Below are 23,333 nucleotides of genomic sequence, written 5' to 3' on the forward strand. Positions count from 1 at the left end.
GCCATCTGCTGGCCTTGGGGCTTACGCCAGCAGTTGCCCCAGGCGGCGCGTCAACTCGGCGAAGGAGAAGGGTTTGGTGATGACCTCGACCCCCTGTTGCTTCAATTCCTCGTCGTTCAGCGCATCGCGCGCATAGCCCGTGGTGTAGAGGATCTTGAGCCCCGGCCGCACCGCGCGCGCCTTGCGCGCCACCTCGACCCCGTTCATCCCCCCGGGCAGCACGATGTCGGTGAACAGGAGGTCGACCCTCGTATCGTCCTCGAGGATCCGGATCGCCGCATGCCCGTCGGCGGCCTCGTGGACGGTGCAGCCGATCTCGCGCAGCAGCTCGACCGTATAGGCGCGCACCCCCGCATCATCCTCGCACACCAGCACGTGCGCGTCCGATTGCAGGGTCGCCTGCCCGCCGCTGCGATCCTCGCCGGGAGCGTCCTCGGCCTGGTCGTGGCGGGGCAGGTAGATCTCGATGCAGGTCCCCACCCCCGGCTCCGACTGGACGTCGATATGCCCGTCCGATTGCTTTACGAACCCGTAGACCATCGACAGGCCGAGCCCGGTGCCCTTGCCCACCTCCTTGGTCGTGAAGAAGGGTTCGAACACGTGGCTCTTGACGTCGGCGTCCATGCCCGCGCCGGTGTCGCGCACCGCGATGCGGACATGGTCGCCGCACCGGGCATCGAGGCGCGCGGCATGGTCTTCGTCCAGCGTGACATTCTCGGTCGCGATCGACAGCGTTCCCGCCCCGTCCGCCGATTTGGCGAAGATCGCGTCGCGCGCATTGACCGCCAGGTTGATGAGCGCGCTCTCGAGCTGGTTGCGGTCGGCGAGGATGGGCCAGGCCTCCGGCGCGAATTCGGTCTCGATCTCGATCGTTTCCCCCAGTGCGCGGTGGAGCATGTCGCTCATGTCGCCGATCAGCCGGTTGGGATCGGTGGCCTGCGGTGACAGGGGCTGGCGCCGCGAAAAGGCGAGCAGCCGCTGGGTCAGCGTGGAGGCGCGCTCGGCCCCGAGCGCGGCATGGTCGAGCGCCCGCCGGACCTTGGGGTCGGCCGCGTCCCCGATCCGCCGCCGCACGCTGTCGAGGTTGCCCGAGATGATGGTGAGCAGGTTGTTGAAATCGTGGGCGATCCCCCCGGTCAGCTGCCCGACCGCCTCCATCTTCTGCGACTGGCGCAGGATTTCCTCGGCCTTCTCGCGTTCGGCGACCGCGGCCTCGACGCGCTCCTCGAGCGTCGCGTTGAGTTCGCGCACCGCCGTTTCGGCGCCGCGGCGCTCGGCGATCTCGCGCTGCGCGTCGGCGAAGAGCCGCGCATTGTCGATCGCGATCGCGGCCTGCCCGGCCAGCCCGACGAGCAGGTCCTCGTGCCGCGCCGAGAAGCGGCCGGGGTCGGGATGCCCGAACAGCAGGCCGCCGATCACCTCGCCGCCGCGGCTGACCACCGGGACCGCGAGATAGCTGCGCACCGGCAGGTGGCCCTCGGGCATGCCGTCGTGCGGCGCGTTGCGGCCGTAGCGCGGGTCGGCCTGGATATCCGCCGAGCGCACCACGCCCGAGCCCGAGAAGGTGGGATGGAACACCTCGGTGATCCGCGGCATCGGGAAACGCTCGAAATCGGACCGCTTCGCCCCCGACAAGGTGTAGAGCATATAGGCCTGCTCGGCGGTCGCATTGTAGAAGAAGGCCCCGAATTTGGCGCCGCTCAAGCGGACCCCGCTGTCGGTGACCATCTGCACGATCTTCTCGAGATCGAGTTCGGCGGCGAGCCCCGCGCCGACCCGGTTGAGCGTCTCGAGCGTCTGCGCCTGCTCGCTGCGCTCGCGCTCCGCCCGGTCGCGCGCGATCACCAGCGAGGCGGCGCGGCAGACGAACTCGACCAGTTCGCGATCCCCGTCCGAGGCCTCGCGCGGTTCGGGATAATAGATCGCGAAGGTGCCGAGGACCTCGCCGTCGCCCGACAGGATCGGGGTGGACCAGCAGGCGCGAAACCCGTGCTCGAGCGCGAGATCGCGGAACGGCGCCCATTTGGGATCGTGCTCGATATCGCTGACATGGACCTCGCGCCCATGATAGGCGGCGCTCCCGCACGAACCGACCTCGGGGCCGATCTCGAGCCCGTCGATGGCCTCGATGTAGGAGGCCGGGAGGTTGGGCGCCGCGCCGTGATGCAGCCTGCCGTCGCGGTCCAGCAGCAGGATCGAGCCGACCATCGCATTGGTGCTGCTCTGCTCGACCGCGAGGATGAGCTCGCGCAGCGGCTCCTCGACCGGGCTATTCGCGATCGCCAGCTCGAGCACCCGGTTCTGCGTGTCGCGCAGCAGTTCCTCGCGCCGGCGTTGCGAGATGTCGCGCGCCTCGATGATCGTGCCGATCGGCTCGCCGTCGTCGTCGCGGATCGGCGAGGCGGTGAAGGCGACCGGGTAGAAATGCCCGTCCTTGTGCACGAACACTTCCTCGCCCTGCATCTGGTTGCGCTCGGGGAAGGCGCGGTCGATCGGGCATTCCTCGAGCGGATAGGGGCGGCCATCGGGGTGCGTGTGGTGGATGACGTCGTGCAGCGGACGATCCAACGTCTCCGCGAGCGTATATCCGGTCAGTTGCTCGGCCGCGCGGTTCATGAACACGCAATGCTGGCGCGCATCCATCATGAAGATCGCCATCTGCGTGTTGTTGAGGATGGCATCGAGCCGGCGCGAGGTCTCGTGCAGGTCGTCGCGGACGCGGCGGCTGGCGCTGATATCCACCATGCCGCCGACATAACGCGCGGGCCGCCCTTGCTCGTCGCAGACGATCGCCGAGCGACTGGCCACCCATCGGGTCTGCCCGCTCTTGCGGTGGATGATGCGATAGCTCTGCTCGACCGGCTCCTGGTTCTCGATGCAGTGGCGCACCTGCGCCACCACCTGCTCGCGGTCATCGGGATGCAGCAGGTCGGACCAGGCCTCGAGCGACAGCGGATCGCCCGGGTCGATCCCGAGAATGTCATAGCAGTGGGGCGTGCACGTCGCCTCGTCGCGCGCGATGTCGTAGTCGAAACCGCCGATCCCGCCCAGCGTTCGCAGGAGCGCGAGCACCTCCGCGTTCCGGGGCGAGGTGCCGGTCGCCGGCCCCGCCTCGCGCGATTTGTCCAGATCCCCACCCGCAACGCTCGCCACCCGTGCCTCCGCCCATACAAACGTGTCTCCGCTGAAACTCGTTGCGGACCCGTTAGTTCAATTTCGCCGATCGGTTTTTGGACCGCGTCGGCGCCGCTCGAGCGCGCGGGCGAAAGCGCATCAGATGGCTGCGGCGGCACCGGGCATGGGCCGGGTGCCGCCGCAGGGCGTCACGATGTCAACCGCCGGGCTGGTCGATGCCGTCGACGGCCTTGCTTACGAGAATGTTGACCGCCACGCGGCGGTTCTGCGCCTTGCCTTCCTCGGTCGCATTGTCCGCCGCCGGGTCGGCCTCGGCCATCCCGGTCGGGGTCAGCATGCGGTAGGGCGCCCAGCCGCACTTCTGCTGGAGGTGGTTGACGACCTTGCCGGCGCGCTTCTCGCTCAACACCTGGTTATAGTCCTCGTCGCCGACCGAATCGGTATAGCCGACGACCAGCAGCAGCGCGTTGTCCATGTTCTTGGCCTCGGTCGCCGCGTCACACAGCAGGACTTGCTCCTCGCGGGAGATCGCCCACTTGCCGGTGTCGAAATAGACGTTGGTGGTGCGCTTGATATTGTACTGGTCGATGTCGCCGAAGCGCCCGCGAAGCGCTTCGGTCGCCGCCGCATTCTGGGCGATGGCGGTGTCATGTTCGCCAAAGCGCTGCGCGGTGCCGTTGCGGATCATCGCCGCGGTCTTGAGGTCTTTGCCCTTGAGCTTGACTTGCGTGGCGACCAGCCCGTCGCCCCATTGCACCGTCTTGATCGTGACCGGCAGCCCGTTAGACAGCGCGTCCGCCGCCAGCTTGTCCTTGTCGAGCCCGAGGAAACCGCCGCGCGAGCGGATCTCGGTGTCGGGCACGACGAGGACCGAGGTGCTGGCGCCATCGGCGCTGGCGACCTGCACCTGCGCGCCGCGGCGCGCGGCGATGAACCCCTTGACCTCGGGGCCTTCGGGCAGCCCCTCCAGCGTGGCCGGGAACTGGCCGGTGACGGTGATCGGGTCCATTGCCCCGGGCTTCTGCGCCGAAACCGCGCTCGCCGGGATCGCCACCGCCGCCAGCAGCAGCGATGCTGTCACTCGATTGAAGATGTTCACTGATTTCGCTCCTTGAATTGACCGTCCTGCCGGCTCGGCAACCCGGTTCCCGCCCCCTTCGGCCTGCCGACTGTTGGTCGAAGCCTTGCTGCCAGATGAACGAATTCGCGCGCTGTTTAGCGCTCGTTAATTATACGGGCAGCGCGGGCGAGGAGCGCGGTGAGCCGTTGCGCCCCCGCGCGCGGCAAGCGCGAGATCGACACCGCGCCCGGACGATGAACGCCTCCGCCGCGACGAACGAAGGCAGCGATAAGCTGCAACGCCACGGGAATCCTCGCGGCGCCCCCGCGCGCGCGGCGCCCGGACCGGGGGTGGAAAGCGGACGCTCACGATGCGGCCTCGCCGCGCGTCGCGAATTGCCAGCTATCGCGGCACATGGCCTCCACCCCGCGCCTCGCGACCCAGCCGAGGGCGTCGCGCGCCGCGGCGGGATCGGCCACCAGTTCGGCGACATCGCCGGGGCGCCGCTCGGCGAGCCGATAGGGTACGTGATGACCCGTCACCCGCTCGAAGGTGGCGATCAGTTCGAGCACGCTGGTGCCGCGCCCGGTCCCGAGGTTGAAGGCTTGCACCGGGGGGCGGTCCGCCCGCAGCGCCGAGAGCGCCGCGCAATGCCCTGCCGCCAGGTCCATGACGTGCAGATAGTCGCGCGCCCCCGAACCATCGGGTGTCGGATAGTCGGTGCCGAACACCGACAGGCACGCCTCATTGTCCCCGTCGCGCCGACCCCGCGCCGCGCGCACGAGCAAGGGCATCAGGTTGTTGGGACGATCCTTGGGGTTCTCGCCGATCAGCCCCGAGGGGTGCGCCCCGACCGGGTTGAAATAGCGAAGCGACACGACCCGCCAGCGCTCATCGGCCGCTGCGAGGTCGGCCAGCAGCTGCTCGCCGACCAGCTTGGTCTGGCCATAGGGATTGGTCGCGCGCAGCGGGTGATCCTCGCGCAGCGGGAGCTGCTCGGGCTCGCCATAGACCGTCGCCGAGCTCGAATAGATCAGCTGGCGCACCCCGACCTCGTCCATCGCCGCGAGCAGGGAAACCATGCCCCCGACGTTGTTGTCATAGTAAGCGAGCGGGCGCTCGACCGATTCGGCGACCGCCTTGAGCGCTGCGAGGTGAACGACGGCGTCGACGCCGTGCGCGCGTAGCGCCTCGGCGACCGCGCACCGGTCGCGGATATCGGCCTCGACCAGCGGCACGTCGGCCTGCGCGAGGGCGCGGATCGCGGCCACCACCGACCGGTCGGAGGTGGCGAAATTGTCGAGGATCACGACCCGGTGCCCCGCCTCGAGAAGGGCGAGCGCGCAATGCGAGCCGATGAAGCCGGCACCGCCGGTGAGAAGGATCGTCTGGGACATGGTCATTCCTTGGTCTGCGGGCATCGGTCGGCGGGTTCAGCTGGCGATCCGTCCGCCACCGTCGAGCGCTTCCCAACGCTCGCGCTTGCGGTAGATGGTCGAAGGGCTGACGTTGAGCGCGCGCGCCGCGCGGGTGATGTTGCCGTCGGCCTTGGCGATCGCAGCCTCGATCAGGATCTGCTCGACCTCGGCAAAGCTGCGCCCCTCGAGCAGTTCGAGCGCGGCGTCCCGCAGCGGGTCGCCCCAGCCGTTCATCGCCGCGCGCGAGGCCCCCGCCTCGGGGAGGTCGGCGCGACCTGCGGGCACGGGGCGTGCGCGCCCGACGCGGTCGAGTTCGAGCGGCCCCCCGTCCTGGAGGATGATCGCTCGGCGGATGACGTTCTGGAGCTCGCGGACATTGCCCGGCCAGCTGTGCGCGATGAGGAAGGAGTCGCTGTCCTCGCTGAACCCGTCGAACCGCTTTCCCTCCTCGGCGGCGTAGCGCTCGAGGAAGGCCTTGGCGAGCAACATCACGTCATCGCCCCGCTCGCGCAGCGGCGGCAGTTCGATCGGGATCACGTTGAGGCGATAGTAGAGGTCCTCGCGGAAACGGCCGGCGTCCACTTCGACGACGGGGTCGCGGTTGGTGGCGCAGACCACCCGCACGTCGACCGGCTCCAGCTTGTTCGATCCCACCTTCTGGACCAGCCCCGTCTGCAGGAACCGCAGCAGCTTGACCTGCAGCTTGAGCTCCATCTCGCAGATCTCGTCGAGGAACAGCGTCCCGCCGTGGGCGGCCGAGATCGCCCCCTCGCGATGGTCGAGCGCGCTGGTGAACGCGCCCTTCACATGCCCGAACAGCTCGGATTCGACGAGGCTCTCGGGAATGGCCCCGCAATTGAGCGGCACGAACGGCCCCTCGCGGCGGTCCCCGGCCTTGTGGAGCGCCTCGGCGGCGACCTCCTTGCCCGTCCCGCTCTCCCCGGTGATGAAGACCGATGCCTTGCTGCCGGCCACGTTCTCGATCGAGCGATAGACCGCCTGCATGACGGGCGAACGACCGACGAAGCCGTGGAACTGCTCGCGGTGGCGCCCGGCGCGCACGGCCTTGACCTCGCGCCGCAGCCGGTGCCGCTCCGCCGCGTTGCGCACGGTCGTTGCCAGCCGTTGCCCCGGCACCGGCTTGACGAGGAAGTCGTACGCGCCGCAGCGCATGGCGGTGATGGCCCGCTCGAGCGACCCGTCGGCGGTGATCACGATCACGCTGCTGCGAGCGAGCTCGCGCTCATGCTCGCGATAAAGCTCCAGCCCATCGCCGTCGGGGAGTTGCAGGTCGAGCAGCACGACATCGAACGCGGCGCGCTGGAGGATGGACCTCGCCTCATTGGCCGAGGCCGCGATCTCGACCGAGAAGCCCTGCTCCTCGAGTTGGCCGGCGTAACCGAGCGCCAAGCTGGTCGCGTCTTCGACGATCAGGACACGCGTTGCGCTCATGCTACTTCTCCATCGCGATACGGAAGGATGCCTGGCGGGGGTCGGAACGGTCGTTCCAGCGAACGGTCCGCGGATCGTTGAAATGCGCGAGGCACCCCGCGATCAGCCCGTAAGCGATATGCGCCAGCGGGCGCGAGGAGCGATAGTCGACGACCAACGCGTCGCCCTCGCGTCGCCCGGTGACCTGCGGAGGCACCGCATCGGGGTAGAGCACGACGACCTCGCGGTGGATGTGGCTGCCGACATGTTCGAGCATCGTCTCGGCATCGTCGTAGCGCCCGACGATATCGGGATAGCGCACGGTGAAGCGCTCGAAGAGCCAGCGCCCGAAGGCCGTGCAAAGCTCCTCGCTCGGGGTCCCCGTGCGCTCGCTCGCGATCTCGACCATCCGCAGCGCCTGCGCGCTCGGATAGGTGCCGACGGCGCTGTAGGCGGCGGCGTTGGGCAGCTTGGCCGCCTCGATGACCTCCTCGGCAAACAGCGCGCCCCCGGATTCCTCGAGATAATTGATGAGTTCGACAAAGATCACACCCTTCATGGCCTAGCCCCTTCCGATAAACCCGCGCGATCACCGCCGCGGCTGCTTCCTGCCCCCAAGAGTGCAACATGCATGCCAACTCGGCGCGCCTCGGCGACACCCCAGGCGCGCCGCTCCATTCTCCCGCAAAATGCAACATTTCAATGCAAATTGCGAGAGTATTCGCATTCTGCAAGAGCGTGAGGATCGCGTTGGCGGGGTCGCCCTCGCGCCCCGCCGCGCCTCCCAAGATGCGATTGGCATGCTTCTTGAAACCTCGAGGGCGACAGCATCCCTGCAGGAGACCCCCAGTGGCGCACGGCAACCTCTTCACGACCCTCGCGGCGGCGAGCCTCCTCGCCGGCTGCGCGGCCGGCCCCGCACCGCGCAACCTTCCCGGCGCGGGCTGGATGGCGCACCACTATGGCGATGGCAGCCGCCACCCCGCGGCCGCGGCCGAATGGTCCCTCGCGGCGTGCCAGCCGCCGGCGACCAGCGCCCTGGTGCACGGGCTCGAGCCCGTCGATGCCGCCGCCTTCACCGCGGCGCCCGCGCCGCTCTCGCCCGGCGACCGGCTGCACATCGCGCTGCTCGGCGACGTCGACGCGCTGACCGGGACCTATGTCGTCGGCAGCGACGGCACCGTCACCCTGCCCGGGCTCGCGCCCCAGCCTGCCGCGGGACTGTCCCCGGCGCGCTTCGAGCGGGCGCTCGAGGCCCGGCTGGTCGCCGACCGGATCGTTCGTCCGGTCGCCCGCGCGGTGACCGTGTCGCGGCGCGAAGAGGCGGGCATCGACGTGACGGTCGAGGGCGCGGTGTTCGCGCCGGGGGCCGTGCGCGTCGGCGATCGCCGTCCCGAATCCCTCGGAGCCACCCGCGACGAGGATCGTTCGGGGGACGACAACCCCGGTCGGGGGCTGGCCGCGGCAATCCGCGCCGCCAGCGGGATCCGGCCCGATGCCGACCTTTCCGCGGTGCATGTGCTGCGCGGCCGACGCTACGCCAAGCTCGACCTGCGCGCGCCCACCCGGCCCGCCGCGGGAACCGAGATGCGGCTGGCGGCGGGCGACCGCATCCATGTCCCGAGCCGCGGCTGTTTCGACGAGCTGCTGGTGCGGCCCGGCCCGCTCAGTCCCCCGGGGGTCAGCATCTACGCCTCCAACCTGACCCAGCCTGCCACCAACAATGCCGGGGCCGCGCTCGACGGCGAGGCGCTTACCCTGCCCTATGGATCGCGGCTCCTCCAGGCGCTCGCGGCAATGAACTGCATCGGCGGCTCCTATTTCAACTCGGACCGCCGCGCGGTGCTGATCTCGCGCAATCCGGTGACGCGCCAGTCGATCGTGGTCGAGCGCGATATCGAGGGGCTCGTGCGCCACGCCGATCGCGATCGCTATGATCCCTACCTGATGCCGGGCGATGCCATCGCCTGCTACGACAGCCGCTGGACCAATTTCTCCGAGGCGCTCGGGATGGTCGGACGGGCGGTCAATCCTGCGCTGCCCGCCATCGCGCTGTCGAAGACGATCGACTGATGACCCGGCCGATCCTCGCGCGGCGCCGGCGCAGTTGGGTGGGCGACCTGATGCGTCCGCGCGGCGGCGGCGGCCGGGTCCGGCGCTATGTCCCCCTCGTCGTCGCGCCGGTGCTCGCCATCTGGTTGCTCACCATCGCCTATCTCGCGCTTGCCCCCGCGCGCTACGACAGCCGCTTCACGCTGATCCTCCCCGGCACCGGGATGGGCGCCTCGCTCAATCTCGAATCGATCGGGCAGGCCTCGACCTCGACCGCCTCGCCCTTCGCCTCGAGCTCGGTCAGCCCGACCGAGAATTACAAGCGCCTGCTGCTATCGGACCGCGTCCGCGCGGCGGCGGCGGCGCGGCTCGATATCGACCCCGACGAAATGCCCTCGCCGCTGGTCAAGCTGACCGACCAGACCAACCTCATCGAGGTCCGCGTGTCGGCGCGCGAGGCGCGCACCGCGCGACAACGCGCCGAGGCGCTGCGCGGGGCCTTCCAGGCGGCACTCGATGCCCTGCGCGACGACGAGGTAGAGCGGCGCGAGCGGGCCGAGGCCGAACGCATCGCCGGGCTCGCCGCGAAGGTCGACGAGGCACAGCGCGCGCTGCTCGTGTTCCAGGGCGAGACCGGGCTGGTGTCGCTCGACCAGTTCGCCGATCGCATCGCGGCACTCGACGCGCTGCGCGATCGCGAGCGCGAGGCCCGCACCCAGGTCGCGCGGAGCGGTGTCGCCACCGCGCGCCTGTCGGGCGCGCTCGACGCCGACGTCGCCACCGCCCGCCACGCCATGCTGCTGCGCGCCGACCCGCTGTTCCAGGAATGGCTCGAACGCTACGCGCGGATCGCGGGCGAGGCGGGCGAGATCGCGGGCACGCTGGGCGAGGCGCATCCCCGCCTCGCCGAGCTCGAGGCCGAGCGGCTCGCGCTCGAGGACCGGATGGCCGCCCGTGGCGCGCGGCTGACCGGGCTCGACCGGGCCGCGGTGCTGCGTTTCCGTGACCTCGCGGTGCGTGACGGCCGCTCGGCGCTGATGCAGGCCCTGGTGCAGCGCGACACGGAAGGCGCGGGTTCGGCAGCCGCCCTCGACGAGATCCAGCGCCAGATCGGCGAGCAGGCGACCGCCGCCGAGGGGCTGGTCCGCCAGGCATCGACGCTTGCCGGGCTGGTCCGCGACCTGCGCGTGACCGAGGCGGTGTTCAGCTCGGCGCTGGCCCGGCTCGACACCAACAAGACCGATCCCTTCGCCTCCTATCCGCTGGTGCAGACCCTCGAGACGCCGCAATTGCCCGAGCGTCGCGCCGCGCCCTCGCCCCAGCTCGCCATCGCCGGCGCCCTCGGCGCCACCATCCTCACCCTCCTCGCCTTCGGCTTGCTATGGCTACGACAGCCCATCATCCGGCATCTGTTCCCGAACGGCTGATCGTCTCCGCGATCCACGCCACCTGGGTCCTGTGGCTGCTCGGCGCGCTCTACGCGGTGGGGCCGCTGCTCGGCTGGCTGCTCGGCGGGATCGCGGCGCTCGGCGCCTATGGCGGCCGCGCCGCGTTCCGCCCGCACCCGGTCCTCCTCCTCTGGGGTGGGGCGATGCTGGCGATGTTGCCAGTGCTGTGGATCGGGCATGCCAACTTCGACCTTGGCGCTGCCAAGACGCTGAAATCGACCGTCGGCTGGGCCAAGGGTTGGGCATTGCTCGCGCTCTTCCCGCTCGCCGCCGCGAGCCTGCCCGTGCGCGAAGCCCCGGTGGTGCGCGCGCTCAACCGGGTCGCGTTGCACACGCTCCTGCTCCTACCGATCCTGCTCGCCGCCCCGATGCTCGGCCTGCCGGGCACCCTGTGGGTCTCGCCGCTCAAGGTGATCGGCGGGTCGGGACCCGAATATTTCTCGGCCACCATCTACTCGATCGACCCGGGCAGCGGGCGCCCGCGCTGGCAATTCTTCGCTCCCTGGTCGCCCGCCGCCGGCATGGTCGGCGTGATGCTGGCGCTGCTCGCCCTTCGCGATCCCTCCCGGGGCTGGCGCGTGATAGGGGTCGCGGGGGGAGTGGCGATGGCCTTGCTTTCGCAATCGCGGCTCGCGCTCGCCGCGCTCCTGTTCCTGGGGCCGATGGCGGTCTTCGTGCGCCATGTCGCGGCCCCACGGACGTGGTTCCTGATCGCCGGCGCCGTGTTGCTCGCGGGGTTCGCGGCGCTGCCCATCCTCGATGGAGCGGCGCAGCTGGTCGGCGACCTGCAGGCGGCGCGCGCCGATTCAACGCGGGTCCGCTCGGCCCTCGGGCGGATCGCGATCGACCGCTGGCAAGCCGAAGCCTTCTGGTTCGGGCACGGCATCGTCGAGAACGGGCCCCACTATGTCGAATATATGCCGATCGGCAGCCACCACAGCTGGTACGGCCTGCTCTTCGTTAAGGGACTGGTCGGGGCGGTGCTGCTCGCATTGCCGCTCGCGGCTACGCTGGTCATCCTGTTCGCGAGGGCATCCGGCGGGGGCGAAACGCGCGCCGCGCTGGCGGTCGCGGTCCTGCTCCTCCTCTACAGTTTCGGGGAGAACCTCGAGGTGCTCGGCTACCTGGTGTGGCCGGGACTGGTGCTGCTCGGGGTCGCACTGCGCCGCCCGCCGCGCGGTGCCACTCCCCCCCGCACGGGAGGCGCCCGACGATAAGAAGGGGCCGCGCCCGGCGCACGGCGCGACCCCCTGCCCAAGTCCCCGCTCAGGCGGCCTCGGAAAAAATCCCGTCCCAGCCCTCGACCACGCGCTGTTCGAAGCCCCGGACCGAGGCGCGGGCTGCCGCGGCGAGCTTGTCGAGGGGGCGCTGCGCGAACTGTTCGATCGCGCGCGCGATCTGGGCGGCATCGCCCATCTCGGCGACCATCCCTCCCTGCCGCGCCTGTTCGACAAGCCCGTCGACATCGGCGACGAGGATCGGGCGGCCCGCCAGACGCGCCTCGGTAGCGACCGCCCCGAAGCTTTCGTGCCGCGAGGGGATGACGAGTGCGTCGACATCGGCGAAGAAGGCGCGCAGGTCGGTGACCTTGCCGTGCAGATGGACGTTGGGAACACGGTCGGCGAGCGCCGCCAGGCAGGGCGCGCGCGGCCCGAAGCCCCCGAGGTGGAGTTCGAACCGGCGCGACGCGAGATGGCCGAATGCAAGGATGAGCTCGTCAAAGTTCTTCGCCCCGTCGAACCGGCCGATCGCACCGATCCTGAGCGGCGCGCCGCGGGGCCGGCGCGGCAAGGGCAGCTCGCCCAGCTCGTCCCTGCCCGTCCACGGGTGGATGATGCGGAAGCGGTCGGACGGCAGCCCCGAGGCCTCGACCAGCCAATCGCGCTGGGCATGCGAGACGCAGACGATCCGGAAGGCTCTCCCCAGCGCGAGGGTGAGCATCGAACGAAAGCGCGGCCGGTTGGCCACGAGGCGCCGCTCGAAGGCACGGGTGTAGCTGTGTTCGACATGCACCCACCGCGCATGCGGGTTGCGCCGCCCGAGGGTGCGGAAAAACCCCATTCGCGCCCAGCTCGGCGGCATGTTGGTGACGAGCAGGTCGCCCGCCAGCCGCGGCGCGGTCCGGAATTTCGTCGTCAGGCAACGCGCGCTGACCTCGGGCCGATGGAGCAGTAAGGGATGCTCGAAGATCCCCATCGAGGCGAGCACCCCGCCCTCGGCCCGATCCTCGAGGATGTTGATCAGGCGCATGTCGCGGCTCCCTTGAGGAAGGGCTGCGAGAGACGGCCGAACAGCCGCGGCCCGAGCGCGAGCGCGGCGAGCGTGGCGAGCATGGTGGTCAGCGTCTTGCGCGGCTCCGACAGGAGGATGCCGGGCGCGTTGCCGAGCGCTTCGCGCAACAGCTTGCGCGCCGCGCAGGGGTCGCCCATCTGGATCGCCCGGCGCGCGAGATAGCGCAGCTGGTAGGCGCGCGCCCGTGCGCCGTGCTGATCGACCAGCAGCGGGGCATAGTCCTCTGCCTTGCGCAGCATCCGTTCCCAGCTCAGATACTGCCGGACGATGTTCGCCGACAGTCCCCCGGCGACGATGCGATAATCGGTGAGCTGTCCCTCGATCCCCTCGAAGCGAACCCCGTGCCCGCCGGCGAGCCGGACCCACAGATCGATGTCCTCGGACTGGCGAAACCGCTCGTCGAACCAGGCGGGGTGCCCTTCGGGGGCCTCGTGCCGGACGAGGTCGAAGACTTCCCGGCGGATCACCGCCGCGCTGCCGTTCCCGACCGGATTGCGCTTGAGCACATGCCCCGGGGTAATGCCCGTCAGCCGGGGCCGCATCGCCACCCCGAGCACGCGCCCGCCGCCGTCGATCAGCCGCGACCCGGCATAGCTCACCCCGACCTCGGGGTTGGCGCACAGATGGATATAGTGCAGCCGGAGCTTCTCCGGGTGGAACCGGTCGTCGCTGTCGAGAAAGGCAAAGAAGGACCCCCGCGCCGCGGCGATGCCGCTGTTGCGCGCACCCGCCAGACCGCGGTTCTCCTGCTCGATGATCCGGATCCGCGGATCCTCGAACGACCGGCAGATCTCGAGCGAGCCGTCGGTGCTGCCGTCGACCACGACCAGCAGTTCGAAATCCTCGAGGCTCTGGTCGAGCACCGACTGGATCGCCTCGGCGACATAGGCCTCGACATTGTAGACGGGCATCACGACCGAATAGATGGGCTGTTTCATGCGAAATCTCCGTTAGGTCGCGCTCAGGCGAACAGGCGCGCGCGCAGGCGCGGGGACATGGCGAGACCGGCGACCGCCCCGGCCAGCGTCAGACCGCCACGGCGAGGACTGTTGAAGAAGGCGCGCGGCGAGGCGGCCACGCCCTGCAAGGCGTAGGACAAGGCGGTCCCCGCTGCCGCCCCGGTGCGCAGCGCGCGGCGGCTCAGGAACCGGTAGTAGATCGCCTTCATCCGGCGCGGGTCGACCTTATCCGTGTAGCGCTCCTGCAGCCCGCTCCAGCATTCGCGCATACGGTCGAGGTTGGCGGACAGGCCGCCCGGGCTGGTGCGATAGTAAAGCAGCGTCCGGTCGATCCCCGCCAGCTTGCCGCCGGAGGCGACCAGTCGGACGATCCAGTCCTGGTCCTCGTTGTGCGAGAGCCGGGGGTCGAACCCCCCGATGGTGCCGAAGCTGTCGGCGCGGGCGACGAGGTTGGACGAGGCGCACACCGGATTTTCGCCCAGCACGTCCTCGAGGCCGAGATAGCCCTTGGGAACGTTCGACACCGTGCTCGGGCCGCCCATCAAGCCATCCTCGTCGGGGCAGAAGGCGATCCGGGCGAAGCTGGCGTCGAGCGTCGGATCCTCCTCGTGGAAGCGGCGATGGACGGCGAGCTTTTGCGGACTCCAGATGTCGTCGGCATCCATCAGGGCGATCATGCGACCGCGAGCGTTGGCGAGCGCGAAATTGCGCGACGACGACAGCCCCCGATTGGGGCTCGAGAAGCTGCGGATGCGTCGATCGACCGCGGCATGGCCCTCGATGATGGCGAGGCTGTCGTCGGTCGACCCGTCGTTGATCACGATCAACTCGAAGTCGCGCTCTTCCTGCGCGCGGATGCTGTGGAGGGCCGCGGACAGGGTCCGGGCGCCATTGTAGACGCACAGGATTACCGAAAAATAGGGCGTTTTCATTGATAGGCTCCTTGGTTGGCGCGAGGGATGCGAGGATCGCGGCGGGGCGCTGCCAGCTGGGCGAGCGCGGCGGGGAAGAGGACCAGCGCCAGCCCGGCGACATAGGCGAGGATGGCGCGGTCGAGCGAATGCAGGGCCCCCGCCGCCAGTCCGCCCAGCGCGCAGGTCGCGGCGGCGGCGGTGATCCAGGCATCGCGCCCGGGGCGCATCGCGGCGCGCTGCGCGGCGGTCACGAGCGCGCCCGCGAGGAGCGGCAGCGCGGCGAGGCAAAGGGTGGCGACGTAGGGCACGGCCGAAGCCCATCCCGCCCCGAAGACAAGGGGCACGTACCACGGGGCAAGGAAACCCTGCGCCGCCACCAGGGGAAGGAAGACCCCTCCCCCCAAGAGCGCCGCCATCCGGAGCCGTGCCGTGCGTTCGGCACGCCCCTCGGCGGCGCAAAGAAAGGGAAACAGCGTGTTGCCGAACGCGGTGACCAGCGCCTGCGAGATGCCCAGCCCGGCGTGGAAGGCGAAATAGTAGAGGCCCAGCGCCTCCACCCCGAGCAGCGCCCCGACCAGCAGCTTGTCGAGGTGCAACCGCGCGGCGGCCGCGAATTCGCCCGCCAGCACGGCGGCGCCGAAGCCGAGGAACCGCGCCGCCGGCACGACGTCGGCGCGCCGGTCGGGGCGCCACGGGCGGGCGCGCCGGGTGAGCGTCACCCACAGCGGGACCGTCAGCAGCTTGGGCAGGATCAGCGCCCACGGCGATGCCCATGCCAGCACGAGCAGCAGCGTCAGGAGGTGGTCGGCGATTGTCTGGGTCGCGGCGATCCGCGCGATCGCGGGTTGGCGCTGCTCGCGGTGCAGCAGAAAGGTGTGGACCAGCGCCCGCGCCATCAGCGGATAGACGAGCGCCAGCACCAGGAGCATCCGGGCCGCCTCGGTGGCGTCCACTGCGGCAAGCCCCCCCGCGACCGCGCATTGCACCGCCGCCACCCCCCAGCACCAGCGGCCGAACAGCCGGTGCGCGGTACGGCAGAGCGCGGGCAGTTCGTCCGCCCCGGCGCGGACGAGCTGCTGCCCGATCCCCACGTTGGCCAGCACGCGCACCAGCTCGAACAGGCTGAGCGCGAGCGCCGCTACGCCGAGCATCGCGGGATCGATCTGGCGCGCGATCACGACGACCGAGAGGATCCGCGCGACACGCGCGCTCGCTTCCCCCGCGAAATGGGCCGACAGGCCGGCGACCAGCGGGGCCACCGACCGCCGGGACGGCATCGCGGCAAGGGGGAAGAGACGGGCGATCATCATGCCCTCCCCTCATCAACCCTCGTGCCAAACCCGCCCGAAGCCCGGAAAAGCGCGATTTCGCTTTGCTCCTTCGGCCCGCGCGAAGAGGCGGCATTCGCATTTCGCAATGCATCGCCGCAAATTGCCATGCAGGATGCAACGGGGCCGCGCGGGATCGACGCGCGAAACCGCCGCAGGGGTCTCGCGCGCAGGGAGCGGGGGCCGGCTTGGCACGATCGCTGCATTGCTCGGGCCGAGGCCGCCATCGCTCGTGATGCGGCGCCGACCAGGAGGATTCTCGATGCACGCCCTTCCATCCCCCGCAGCGACGCCCGCGCCGGTGCTGGCCCAACGCACCTCGATCTTCGGGATCGAGCTCGTCCACGCCGGGCGGGGAACCGCCGCCGCCGCGCTCGTGCAACGCGCCGCAGAGCGACGCGACACGGTCGTGAGTTTCGTCAACGCGCATTGCATCAATACCGCGGTGGACGATGCGGCCTATCGCGACTGCCTGCGGCGCAGCGACCTCCTGTTGCCCGATGGCGTGGGCATGGCGATTGCGGCGCGGCTCGCGGGCAAGAGCCTCGGGGAGAACCTCAACGGTACCGACCTCTATCCCGACCTTTGTCGCCATGCCGCGCGCGAGGGCGTCGGATTGTTCCTGCTCGGCGGCGAGCACGGGATCGCGAGCGAGGCGGGCGCGGCGATGCAGGAGCGCTTCGCCAGCCTCAAGATCGCGGGAACGATGCACGGCTATTTTCGCGCCTGCGACGACGCCGTGGTCATCGAGCGGATCAACCGTAGCGGGGCGGGCATCTTGCTGGTCGGCATGGGGGTCCCGCACCAGGAACGGTGGATCGCGCGCAACCGCCACCGCATCTCCGTGCCGGTGATCCTCGGCGTGGGCGGGCTGTTCGATTATTACTCGGGACGGATCGCGCGCGCCCCCCGTTGGGTGCGCGCGGCGCGCTGCGAATGGATGTGGCGCTTGGCCCAGGAGCCGCGGCGACTGGCGCGGCGCTATCTCGTTGGCAACGTCCGCTTCCTCGCGCACACCCTGCGCCACGCGCTCGTCACCCACCGCCAGCATCGCCTGTTCGGCCGGCTGTTCAAGCGCCTCACCGATGGCGTCGGGGCCCTCGTCGCGCTGGTGCTGCTGGCGCCGCTGCTGCTCCTCGTCGCGCTCGCGATCCGGTGCGAGGACGGGGGGCCGATCCTCTTCGGGCAGGTCCGCGTCGGCCGCAACGGCAAGAATTTCCGGATGTGGAAGTTTCGTTCGATGGTCACCGACGCGGAGGCCCGCCGCGCCGCGCTGCTCGCGCGCTCCGAGCGCGACGACGTCTGCTTCAAGATGAAGCGCGATCCGCGCATCACCCGCGTCGGGGCCCTCATCCGGCGCTTCTCGATCGACGAACTGCCGCAGCTGTTCAATGTCCTCGGCGGGACCATGTCGCTGGTCGGCCCGCGCCCGGCGCTACCCGCGGAGGTGCAGACCTATCGCGAGCGTAGCTGGGGGCGGCTCGGGGGCAAACCGGGGATCACCTGCATCTGGCAGGTGTCGGGCCGGGCCGAGATCCCGTTCGACCAACAGGTGCTGATGGACATCGACTATCTGACGCGGCGAAGCTGGTGGCTCGATTTCCAGCTGATGCTGCGGACCATCCCCGCGATTGTCTCGGGGCGAGGCGCCTACTGATCGCTAGCCGTCGCCGAAGAAGGTGCCGTAGAGCTCGTCGATCGAGCCGACGCTGCGCTCGATCCGTTCCTCGACGAGGGGGAGGTGTTGCGCAGCGAGCGCGAATGGCTGCTCGCGCAACTGCGCGAGCGCGTCGAGGATCGCCACCGCCCCGGCATTGACCGCGACGCCCTTGAGCGCGTGCGCGGCGCGCCGGGTCGCTTCCTCGTCGCCCTCCCCCACGGCGCGCGCGAGATCGTCCCCGAACGCGCGCAGGTCGCTCTTCAGCGCGCCGCGGAAACGGTCGCGATAGGAACCGGGGAGGTCCGAAAAGGCCTCGCGAAAGCGGGTCAGGTCGAACAGCGCCTGCGCCCCGCCCTGCGCGGTCCCCGCCGCGAACGCGGTCTTGAGCGCGGTCACGAGCTTGTCGCGCTCGATCGGCTTGGCGAGGCAGGCCGACATGCCCGCCGCCAGCAGGCGATCGCGCTCGGCCTGGAGGCCATGCGCGGTGACCCCGATGATCGGGGTCTGCGAATGGGGACCGCCCGAGGCGCGGATCGCGCGTGTCGCCGCCTCGCCGTCGAGGACGGGCATCCGGACATCCATCAAGATGGCATCGAAGCGGGTTGCGGCAGCGGCCTCGACGGCCTCGGCGCCGTTGACCGCGATCTCGCTCTGGCACCCGATCGACTGCAGCAACCCGCCGAGGACCTGGCGGTTGGTCTCGGTATCATCGACCACCAGCACGAGCGGCTGCTCGCCGGTAGCGGTGCGCAGTTGCTCGGGCGTCGCCTTGGTGGTCGGCGCCCGTTCGGTCGGTGCCAGCGGCACCCGCACCTCGACGTGCCGCTCGGCGATCTTGGAACGCCCTTCGAAGGCCGCGATCAGCGGGCTCGGCACATCAAGCGTGGGGGGCGCGCCCGCGCCCGCCAGCTCGATCCGCAACCCATCGTCCCACGAGGCCGCGAAGCGGACCTCCTGCTCGGCACCGCCGGCGACAGCCGCCTCGAGCAGTTGGTCGAGCAGCTCGCGCAGGCGCATCGGGTCGCTCAGGACCGCGGGGGGAAAGCCCCCCTTGATGTCGAAGCGCAGGCGATCGCCCAGTTCGGGGCGGGTCAGCCGCCAATATTCCTCCGTGCCCGACAGGATCGCGGCAAGATCGAGCGGCTCGGTGGCGAGCTGATATTCGATCGTATCGCCCCCCGCCTGTTCGATCATGTCACCAATCAGGAGGCTCAGCTGCTCGCCCGCTCGCGCGGCGGCGCGCAGTCGCTTGGCGTCCTCGGGGGTCCGCGGTTCGATCGACAGGAGGTCGAGGGTGCCAACCAGCGTGTTGAGGGGCGTGCGCAGCTGGTCCGCCATCTGCGACAGGAAACGCGTGCGGGTGCGCATCGCGGCTTCGACCTCGGCCTTGGCTTCGGCGAGATGTTGGCTCAGCCGATCGAGCTGCGCCGCGCGACGCTCGGCACGCAGCTGCAGCGCCCGCATGCGGCGTTCGGTCGCTCGCTCCTCGGTGATGTCCTGGACGGTCCCGAGCACCGCCGCCGCGCGCGTGTTGGCGGCGCGGAGCTTGCGCAGCGACCAGCGCAGCCAGCGAAGCTCGCCGTCACCGCGGATGATGCGATGGGTGTAACTCAGGTCGACGCCATAATCCTCCTCCGCATAGAAGCGGCGCTGCTGGTCGAGCACCCGCGCGGCGTCGAGCGGGTGGATCATCGTGAAGATGTCGTCGAGCTGGATCCGCGCCCCGGCGGGCAGCCCCAGCATCCGGTTCAATTCGGCCGAACTGCGCGGTTCCTTGCCCTTTTCGAAATAGACGGTGGCGAACCCCGCGGTGCGCTGCGCGGCGACGAGCCGGCTGCTCTCGAGGTCGAGCCGCTCGGCCAGTTCCTCCTCGCGGCGGCTGAGTTCGACATTGGCCTCGTGCAGCTCGCGCATGCGACGCTCGAGCGCGACCTCGACTTCCTCGAGCGCCTTTTGCGCCCGCGCATGGCGGCGCTGCCAGAAAGCGACCTGGTCGGCCGGCGGCAGGTCCTCGAGCCGGGTCACCGCAGCGCCGCGTGGAGCGCCTCGCGCAGCGCATCGGCATCGAGCGGCTTGGAGAGGATGCGAGCCCCTACCGCATCGGCACGGGCCGCTGCCGCGCCGCGCAGTTCGGCAACCTGGGCCAGGAGATGGATGTCCGGTGCTACGGGTGGCTCGCCCTCGAGATTGTCACCGTCGAACAGGATCACGTCCCCCTTCTGCAATTCGTCGATACTCGCGACCGCGGCGAAACCCAGCGTGGCAAGCTGTGCCTCGGCGGCGATTCGTCCCGTCGCGCTCGCCCCAAGCACCAGCGCGCGCCGATGGCGTCCGATTTGCTGGTCGCCGCTCGAGGCCCCGATGGCGAGCGGCACGGAAAGGAAGAATTCGCTGCCCTCGCCTTCGACGCTGCTGGCCCCGACGGTGCCCCCCATCGCCTCGGCCAGCCTGCGGCAGATCGACAGCCCGAGCCCGGTGCCGCCGAACTTGCGCGCGGTCGAGGTGTCAGCCTGCTCGAACGGGTTGAACAATTGCTCGACCCGGTCGGCGGGAATGCCGATCCCGCTGTCGCGCACCGCGAACCGCACCACCGCTTCCTCGTCGCTCGTCGATTCGCAGGACACGACCAGCTCGACCTTGCCGCTGGCGGTGAACTTAATCGCATTGGAAAGGAAATTGGCAAGGATCTGCTGGATCCGGTTGGTGTCGCCGAGCAGCGACAGGCGGCACTCGACCCGTTCGACGAGTTGGAGCCCCTTGCGCCGGGCCAGCGGGCGGAACAGTTCCGCGACGCGGCCGATGAACGCGTCGGTCTCGAAGGGAGCGCGCTCGATTTGCAGCGTTCCGCTTTCCGCGCGGGCATGTTCGAGCAGGTCGTCGAGCACGCGCATCAGCGCCTCGGCCGACTGTTCGATCACGGTCAGCGCGCGCGCCCGGCTCACGGTCCGCTGGTCGTGTCGCATCAGGTCGATCATGCCCAGTATGCCCGTCATCGGGGTTCGGATCTCATGGCTCACCGTCGCCATCAGCCGCATCCGCCGCTCGGCCTCGGCGCGCGCTTCCTCGAGCGCGCTCCTGATCCGCATTTCGCTCTCGCGCTGCTCGGTGACGTCACGCACCACCCCGAAGATGCGCCTCGCCCCGGGCTCGTGGGCGCGCAGTCCCGCCTTGATCTCGATCACGCGTCGCTCGCTGCCATCGCGCGAGACGGGCACCACCATCTGGAAGCCCTTCCCCTGCTCGAGCGCCTCCTGCGCGGCCACCTGCACCTCGGCCCGCCGGTCGGCGTCGAGCAGCCCGACGAGGTCGTCGATCGGCACCGACCGGCACTCGCCGAGATTGAGGAAATCGCGGATCGAGCGCGATAGCGTGACCTCGCCGGCGTCGTTCATGACGAAATAGCCGATCTCCGCGATGTCCTCGGCAAGCTGCTGCAGCCGGAGCCTCTCCTCGAGCTCGAGCCGCTGCTGCCGAGCCTCCGTGCGGTCTTCGATGATCAGCGCATATCCCGCCAGTTCCCCCTCGGCGTTGTGAATGGGTTCGAGCAACTCGAGCGCCCAGAACCCCGTCCCGTCGTGGCGATACCGGCGATCCTCCCCACCGAGCTTGCCCTCGCGCGCCTGCGCGAAATGGCGCGGTGCCTCGCTCGCCCCCTCCGCTCCGGGAGCGAAAAGGAAGTCGACCCGCGCACCCCGGCGCGGATTCCAGCCGAGGATGCGCTCGACGCCGATATTGCCGCGCAACAGCCGGCGGTCCGGGTCAAGCAACATGATCGCCCGATCGGGCAGGGCGTCGGCGAACAGGTCGAACGAGCGTGCGAGCCGTTCGCGCTCGCGTTCGATCCGGACTTCCATCGCGTCGAAGGCCTTGTTGAGCCGCTCGATTTCCGAGCCCTCGGGACCGTCGAGCGGCGGCGCCTCACCGTCGAGGGCGATGGAATCGGCGCGAGCCGCCAGGCGGCGAAGCGGCTGCACGACCTGGTGGCGCAGGAACAGGCCGCTGACGAGGACGAAGGCGAGCGTCGCGACGATCCCCCCGATGAGGATCGGGCGCGCGGCGGCGAGCGCGTTGGCCCGCACCTGGCGCGCCGGGAGGAGCGACACGACAAACCATTCGGGTTGCTCGAGCCGCTCGAGCGAATAGAAGGCGTCGAGCCCCGGGGCGTAACCCCCGCCCGCGCGGGTGCCCGCCCCCGCGACCAGCCGCCAGAGCGCCGCGAGTTCGGGATTGCGCGTCTCCTTGAGCTGGAGATGTTCTCCGGTCTCGGCGCGCGACTGGATGGTATAGTCGGGGTGGCGGACAAGCCTGCCTTCGGCGGTGATGACGATACGCTTCACATTGTCGCCCGCCGCCATCGGCGGGTCCCCGATCAGCTGCTCGAGCGGGATGCTACTGCCGAACGCCCCGACCTGGCGCCCTTCGAGGCGCACCGGTCTCATGCATCCGGTGGTCCAAGTTCGCCGGGTCTCGTCATAGAGGATCGGTTGCAGGCTGGTGCACCGCATGCCCCCGTCCGGATTGGCCTCCGGCTGGGTGACGAGGGTGAATTCCTCCTGCTGGAAGTCGAGCGAGGCGGGCGCGTCCCTGCGATAGAAGACAAGCTCGTCGGAACGCTCGGGCGCGTACATGACGAGATCGTTCTCGGGGGTGAAGAAATAGAGGTTGCGCACCACCGCGGGAAGGCCTTCAGACATCGCCTTGATGACGTCAAAGGCGGCGAGCAGGCGACGCTGGCGCTCGGGCGACACGCGCTCGGACCCGATGAAGGCACCGAACCCCCGCGGTGGGACCCCCTCGGCCGCCGATAGCGTCCCGTCCCACAGCGCATCGGCGCCGCGCCGGGTGCCATCGCCGCGTCGAGGGAATAGCCGGTCGAACCGCGCGAGGTCGCCCTCGCCCGCCGCCAGCCGCGCCGCGAGCATTCGTGCCGCGCGGGCCTCGACCCGCTCGAGTTCGTCGATCCGCGCACTCAGCGCCATCGCGGTCTCGGTGCGGTCGACCTCGAGCGCGCGCGTGGCGGCGTCGATCTCGCGGTCGATCGCATCCGAATAGGCACGCCATGTCAGCAGCCCGAAGACGAGCAGCGCGAAGGGCAGGAGAATGACGATCGCACGGCGGCTGATGGTCGCTGGCAACAGTGGCAAAGACCTCAACCCCACCTCCGACAAAGCACGCCCGCGCAATGGCTGGCACGCGCGCCGGTCCAGTCTGCCCCTTGCCCGGCCCTAGCGGGAACCGCGATCTCGCCTCCCGCCACCGACTTTAACAGGTGAACACGATCTTACCAATAATTGGTAAACAGGGTTGCGCGCGCCTACGCGTGACCGGCACCGCTGGCTGGCTTGATGCTGCCCGACAGGTTTTTGCCCAGTGTAAATGGGCGCAATTCACATTCGACCTTGACGCCGAAATCCAGAAATCTATGAGCGTCCCAACGCGATGCGGGTGTAGCTCAATGGTAGAGCAGGAGCTTCCCAAGCTACCCAAAATGGCGGTTTTCCGCCATCCCTGCTGTAAACTGCGCAAAAATCGATCGTTTAAGATCAACAGTTTACAGATGGCCTGTAAACCAAATCGCGAAATCCCCTGCCCTCGCCCTAAGGACCATCAAGCGTCTGGTCAGCGCCCCATTTCGG

At 69.7% G+C, this 23,333-nt stretch carries 15 protein-coding genes and 1 tRNA gene; 5 read left to right on the forward strand and 11 right to left on the reverse strand.

Annotated elements, in window-relative coordinates; translation table 11 throughout:
* Positions 1–21: 21 nt before the first annotated feature.
* From L8951_RS01545 to L8951_RS01565, 5 genes are all read right to left on the reverse strand, one after another.
* Positions 22–3,072, reverse strand: a complete 3,051-nt coding sequence (locus L8951_RS01545) for a GAF domain-containing protein (RefSeq protein ID WP_244381243.1) — start codon at positions 3,070–3,072, stop codon at positions 22–24.
* A 259-nt stretch (positions 3,073–3,331) separates the two neighbouring features.
* Positions 3,332–4,234, reverse strand: a complete 903-nt coding sequence (locus tag L8951_RS01550; protein ID WP_244381244.1) for an OmpA family protein — start codon at positions 4,232–4,234, stop codon at positions 3,332–3,334.
* 326 nt (positions 4,235–4,560) lie between these two features.
* Positions 4,561–5,592 carry a UDP-glucose 4-epimerase GalE gene (gene galE, locus L8951_RS01555; RefSeq protein WP_244381245.1) on the reverse strand — a complete coding sequence of 344 codons (1,032 nt, stop codon included), beginning with the start codon at positions 5,590–5,592 and terminating at the stop codon, positions 4,561–4,563.
* Positions 5,593–5,628: 36 nt separating this feature from the next.
* Positions 5,629–7,065 carry a sigma-54-dependent transcriptional regulator gene (locus L8951_RS01560; protein WP_244381246.1) on the reverse strand — a complete coding sequence of 479 codons (1,437 nt, stop codon included), beginning with the start codon at positions 7,063–7,065 and terminating at the stop codon, positions 5,629–5,631.
* A 1-nt stretch (position 7,066) separates the two neighbouring features.
* Complete coding sequence (locus L8951_RS01565; RefSeq protein ID WP_244381247.1) at positions 7,067–7,603, reverse strand: heme NO-binding domain-containing protein; 537 nt, start codon at positions 7,601–7,603, stop codon at positions 7,067–7,069.
* Between the two features lie 290 nt (positions 7,604–7,893).
* Here L8951_RS01565 and L8951_RS01570 point away from each other — a divergent pair, with 290 nt between their 5' ends.
* The 3 genes from L8951_RS01570 to L8951_RS01580 are packed head-to-tail and all read left to right on the forward strand — an operon-like array spanning position 7,894 to position 11,761.
* The gene (locus tag L8951_RS01570) at positions 7,894–9,117 is read left to right on the forward strand and encodes a polysaccharide biosynthesis/export family protein (RefSeq protein WP_244381248.1); all 1,224 of its coding nucleotides are present in this window, start codon (positions 7,894–7,896) and stop codon (positions 9,115–9,117) included.
* Complete coding sequence (locus L8951_RS01575) at positions 9,117–10,523, forward strand: GumC domain-containing protein (protein ID WP_244381249.1); 1,407 nt, start codon at positions 9,117–9,119, stop codon at positions 10,521–10,523. Before L8951_RS01570 ends, L8951_RS01575 begins: the two co-directional genes overlap by 1 nt.
* Positions 10,478–11,761 carry an O-antigen ligase domain-containing protein gene (locus L8951_RS01580; RefSeq protein ID WP_244381250.1) on the forward strand — a complete coding sequence of 428 codons (1,284 nt, stop codon included), beginning with the start codon at positions 10,478–10,480 and terminating at the stop codon, positions 11,759–11,761. Before L8951_RS01575 ends, L8951_RS01580 begins: the two co-directional genes overlap by 46 nt.
* Positions 11,762–11,810: 49 nt before the next feature.
* Here L8951_RS01580 and L8951_RS01585 read toward each other — a convergent pair whose 3' ends face one another.
* From L8951_RS01585 to L8951_RS01600, 4 genes are read right to left on the reverse strand one after another with little or no spacing between them, the layout of a single operon-like run.
* On the reverse strand, positions 11,811–12,794 hold the full coding sequence (locus tag L8951_RS01585) for a glycosyltransferase family 4 protein (protein ID WP_244381251.1): 984 nt from the start codon (positions 12,792–12,794) through the stop codon (positions 11,811–11,813).
* On the reverse strand, positions 12,785–13,774 hold the full coding sequence (locus tag L8951_RS01590) for a glycosyltransferase family 2 protein (RefSeq protein ID WP_244381252.1): 990 nt from the start codon (positions 13,772–13,774) through the stop codon (positions 12,785–12,787). Before L8951_RS01590 ends, L8951_RS01585 begins: the two co-directional genes overlap by 10 nt.
* A 23-nt stretch (positions 13,775–13,797) precedes the next feature.
* The gene (locus tag L8951_RS01595; RefSeq protein WP_244381253.1) at positions 13,798–14,727 is read right to left on the reverse strand and encodes a glycosyltransferase family 2 protein; all 930 of its coding nucleotides are present in this window, start codon (positions 14,725–14,727) and stop codon (positions 13,798–13,800) included.
* Positions 14,724–16,019 carry an oligosaccharide flippase family protein gene (locus L8951_RS01600; RefSeq protein ID WP_244381254.1) on the reverse strand — a complete coding sequence of 432 codons (1,296 nt, stop codon included), beginning with the start codon at positions 16,017–16,019 and terminating at the stop codon, positions 14,724–14,726. Before L8951_RS01600 ends, L8951_RS01595 begins: the two co-directional genes overlap by 4 nt.
* Positions 16,020–16,299: 280 nt before the next feature.
* Here L8951_RS01600 and L8951_RS01605 point away from each other — a divergent pair, with 280 nt between their 5' ends.
* A complete protein-coding gene (locus L8951_RS01605; protein WP_244381255.1) occupies positions 16,300–17,694 on the forward strand; it encodes a WecB/TagA/CpsF family glycosyltransferase in 1,395 nt (464 codons plus the stop codon).
* Between the two features lie 3 nt (positions 17,695–17,697).
* On the opposite strand, the gene L8951_RS01610 is transcribed toward L8951_RS01605, so the two are convergent.
* Both L8951_RS01610 and L8951_RS01615 read right to left on the reverse strand, forming a co-directional pair.
* On the reverse strand, positions 17,698–19,722 hold the full coding sequence (locus L8951_RS01610) for a response regulator (RefSeq protein WP_244381256.1): 2,025 nt from the start codon (positions 19,720–19,722) through the stop codon (positions 17,698–17,700).
* Positions 19,719–22,832, reverse strand: a complete 3,114-nt coding sequence (locus tag L8951_RS01615) for an ATP-binding protein (protein WP_244381257.1) — start codon at positions 22,830–22,832, stop codon at positions 19,719–19,721. Before L8951_RS01615 ends, L8951_RS01610 begins: the two co-directional genes overlap by 4 nt.
* Before the next feature lie 306 nt (positions 22,833–23,138).
* Here L8951_RS01615 and L8951_RS01620 point away from each other — a divergent pair.
* Positions 23,139–23,210 (forward strand) — tRNA-Gly (locus L8951_RS01620).
* Positions 23,211–23,333: the final 123 nt, after the last annotated feature.

The organism is Sphingomicrobium astaxanthinifaciens (assembly GCF_022865105.1).
Classification (GTDB): Bacteria; Pseudomonadota; Alphaproteobacteria; order Sphingomonadales; family Sphingomonadaceae; genus Sphingomicrobium; species Sphingomicrobium astaxanthinifaciens.

Coding starts and splice junctions, on each gene's coding strand:
- L8951_RS01565 (WP_244381247.1), bottom strand. CDS start 7,603: ATGAAGGGTGTGATCTTTGTCGAACTCATCAATTATCTCGAGGAATCC.
- L8951_RS01590 (WP_244381252.1), bottom strand. CDS start 13,774: ATGAAACAGCCCATCTATTCGGTCGTGATGCCCGTCTACAATGTCGAG.
- L8951_RS01600 (WP_244381254.1), bottom strand. CDS start 16,019: ATGATGATCGCCCGTCTCTTCCCCCTTGCCGCGATGCCGTCCCGGCGG.
- L8951_RS01585 (WP_244381251.1), bottom strand. CDS start 12,794: ATGCGCCTGATCAACATCCTCGAGGATCGGGCCGAGGGCGGGGTGCTC.
- L8951_RS01580 (WP_244381250.1), top strand. CDS start 10,478: ATGGCTACGACAGCCCATCATCCGGCATCTGTTCCCGAACGGCTGATC.
- galE (WP_244381245.1), bottom strand. CDS start 5,592: ATGTCCCAGACGATCCTTCTCACCGGCGGTGCCGGCTTCATCGGCTCG.
- L8951_RS01560 (WP_244381246.1), bottom strand. CDS start 7,065: ATGAGCGCAACGCGTGTCCTGATCGTCGAAGACGCGACCAGCTTGGCG.
- L8951_RS01595 (WP_244381253.1), bottom strand. CDS start 14,727: ATGAAAACGCCCTATTTTTCGGTAATCCTGTGCGTCTACAATGGCGCC.
- L8951_RS01575 (WP_244381249.1), top strand. CDS start 9,117: ATGACCCGGCCGATCCTCGCGCGGCGCCGGCGCAGTTGGGTGGGCGAC.
- L8951_RS01605 (WP_244381255.1), top strand. CDS start 16,300: ATGCACGCCCTTCCATCCCCCGCAGCGACGCCCGCGCCGGTGCTGGCC.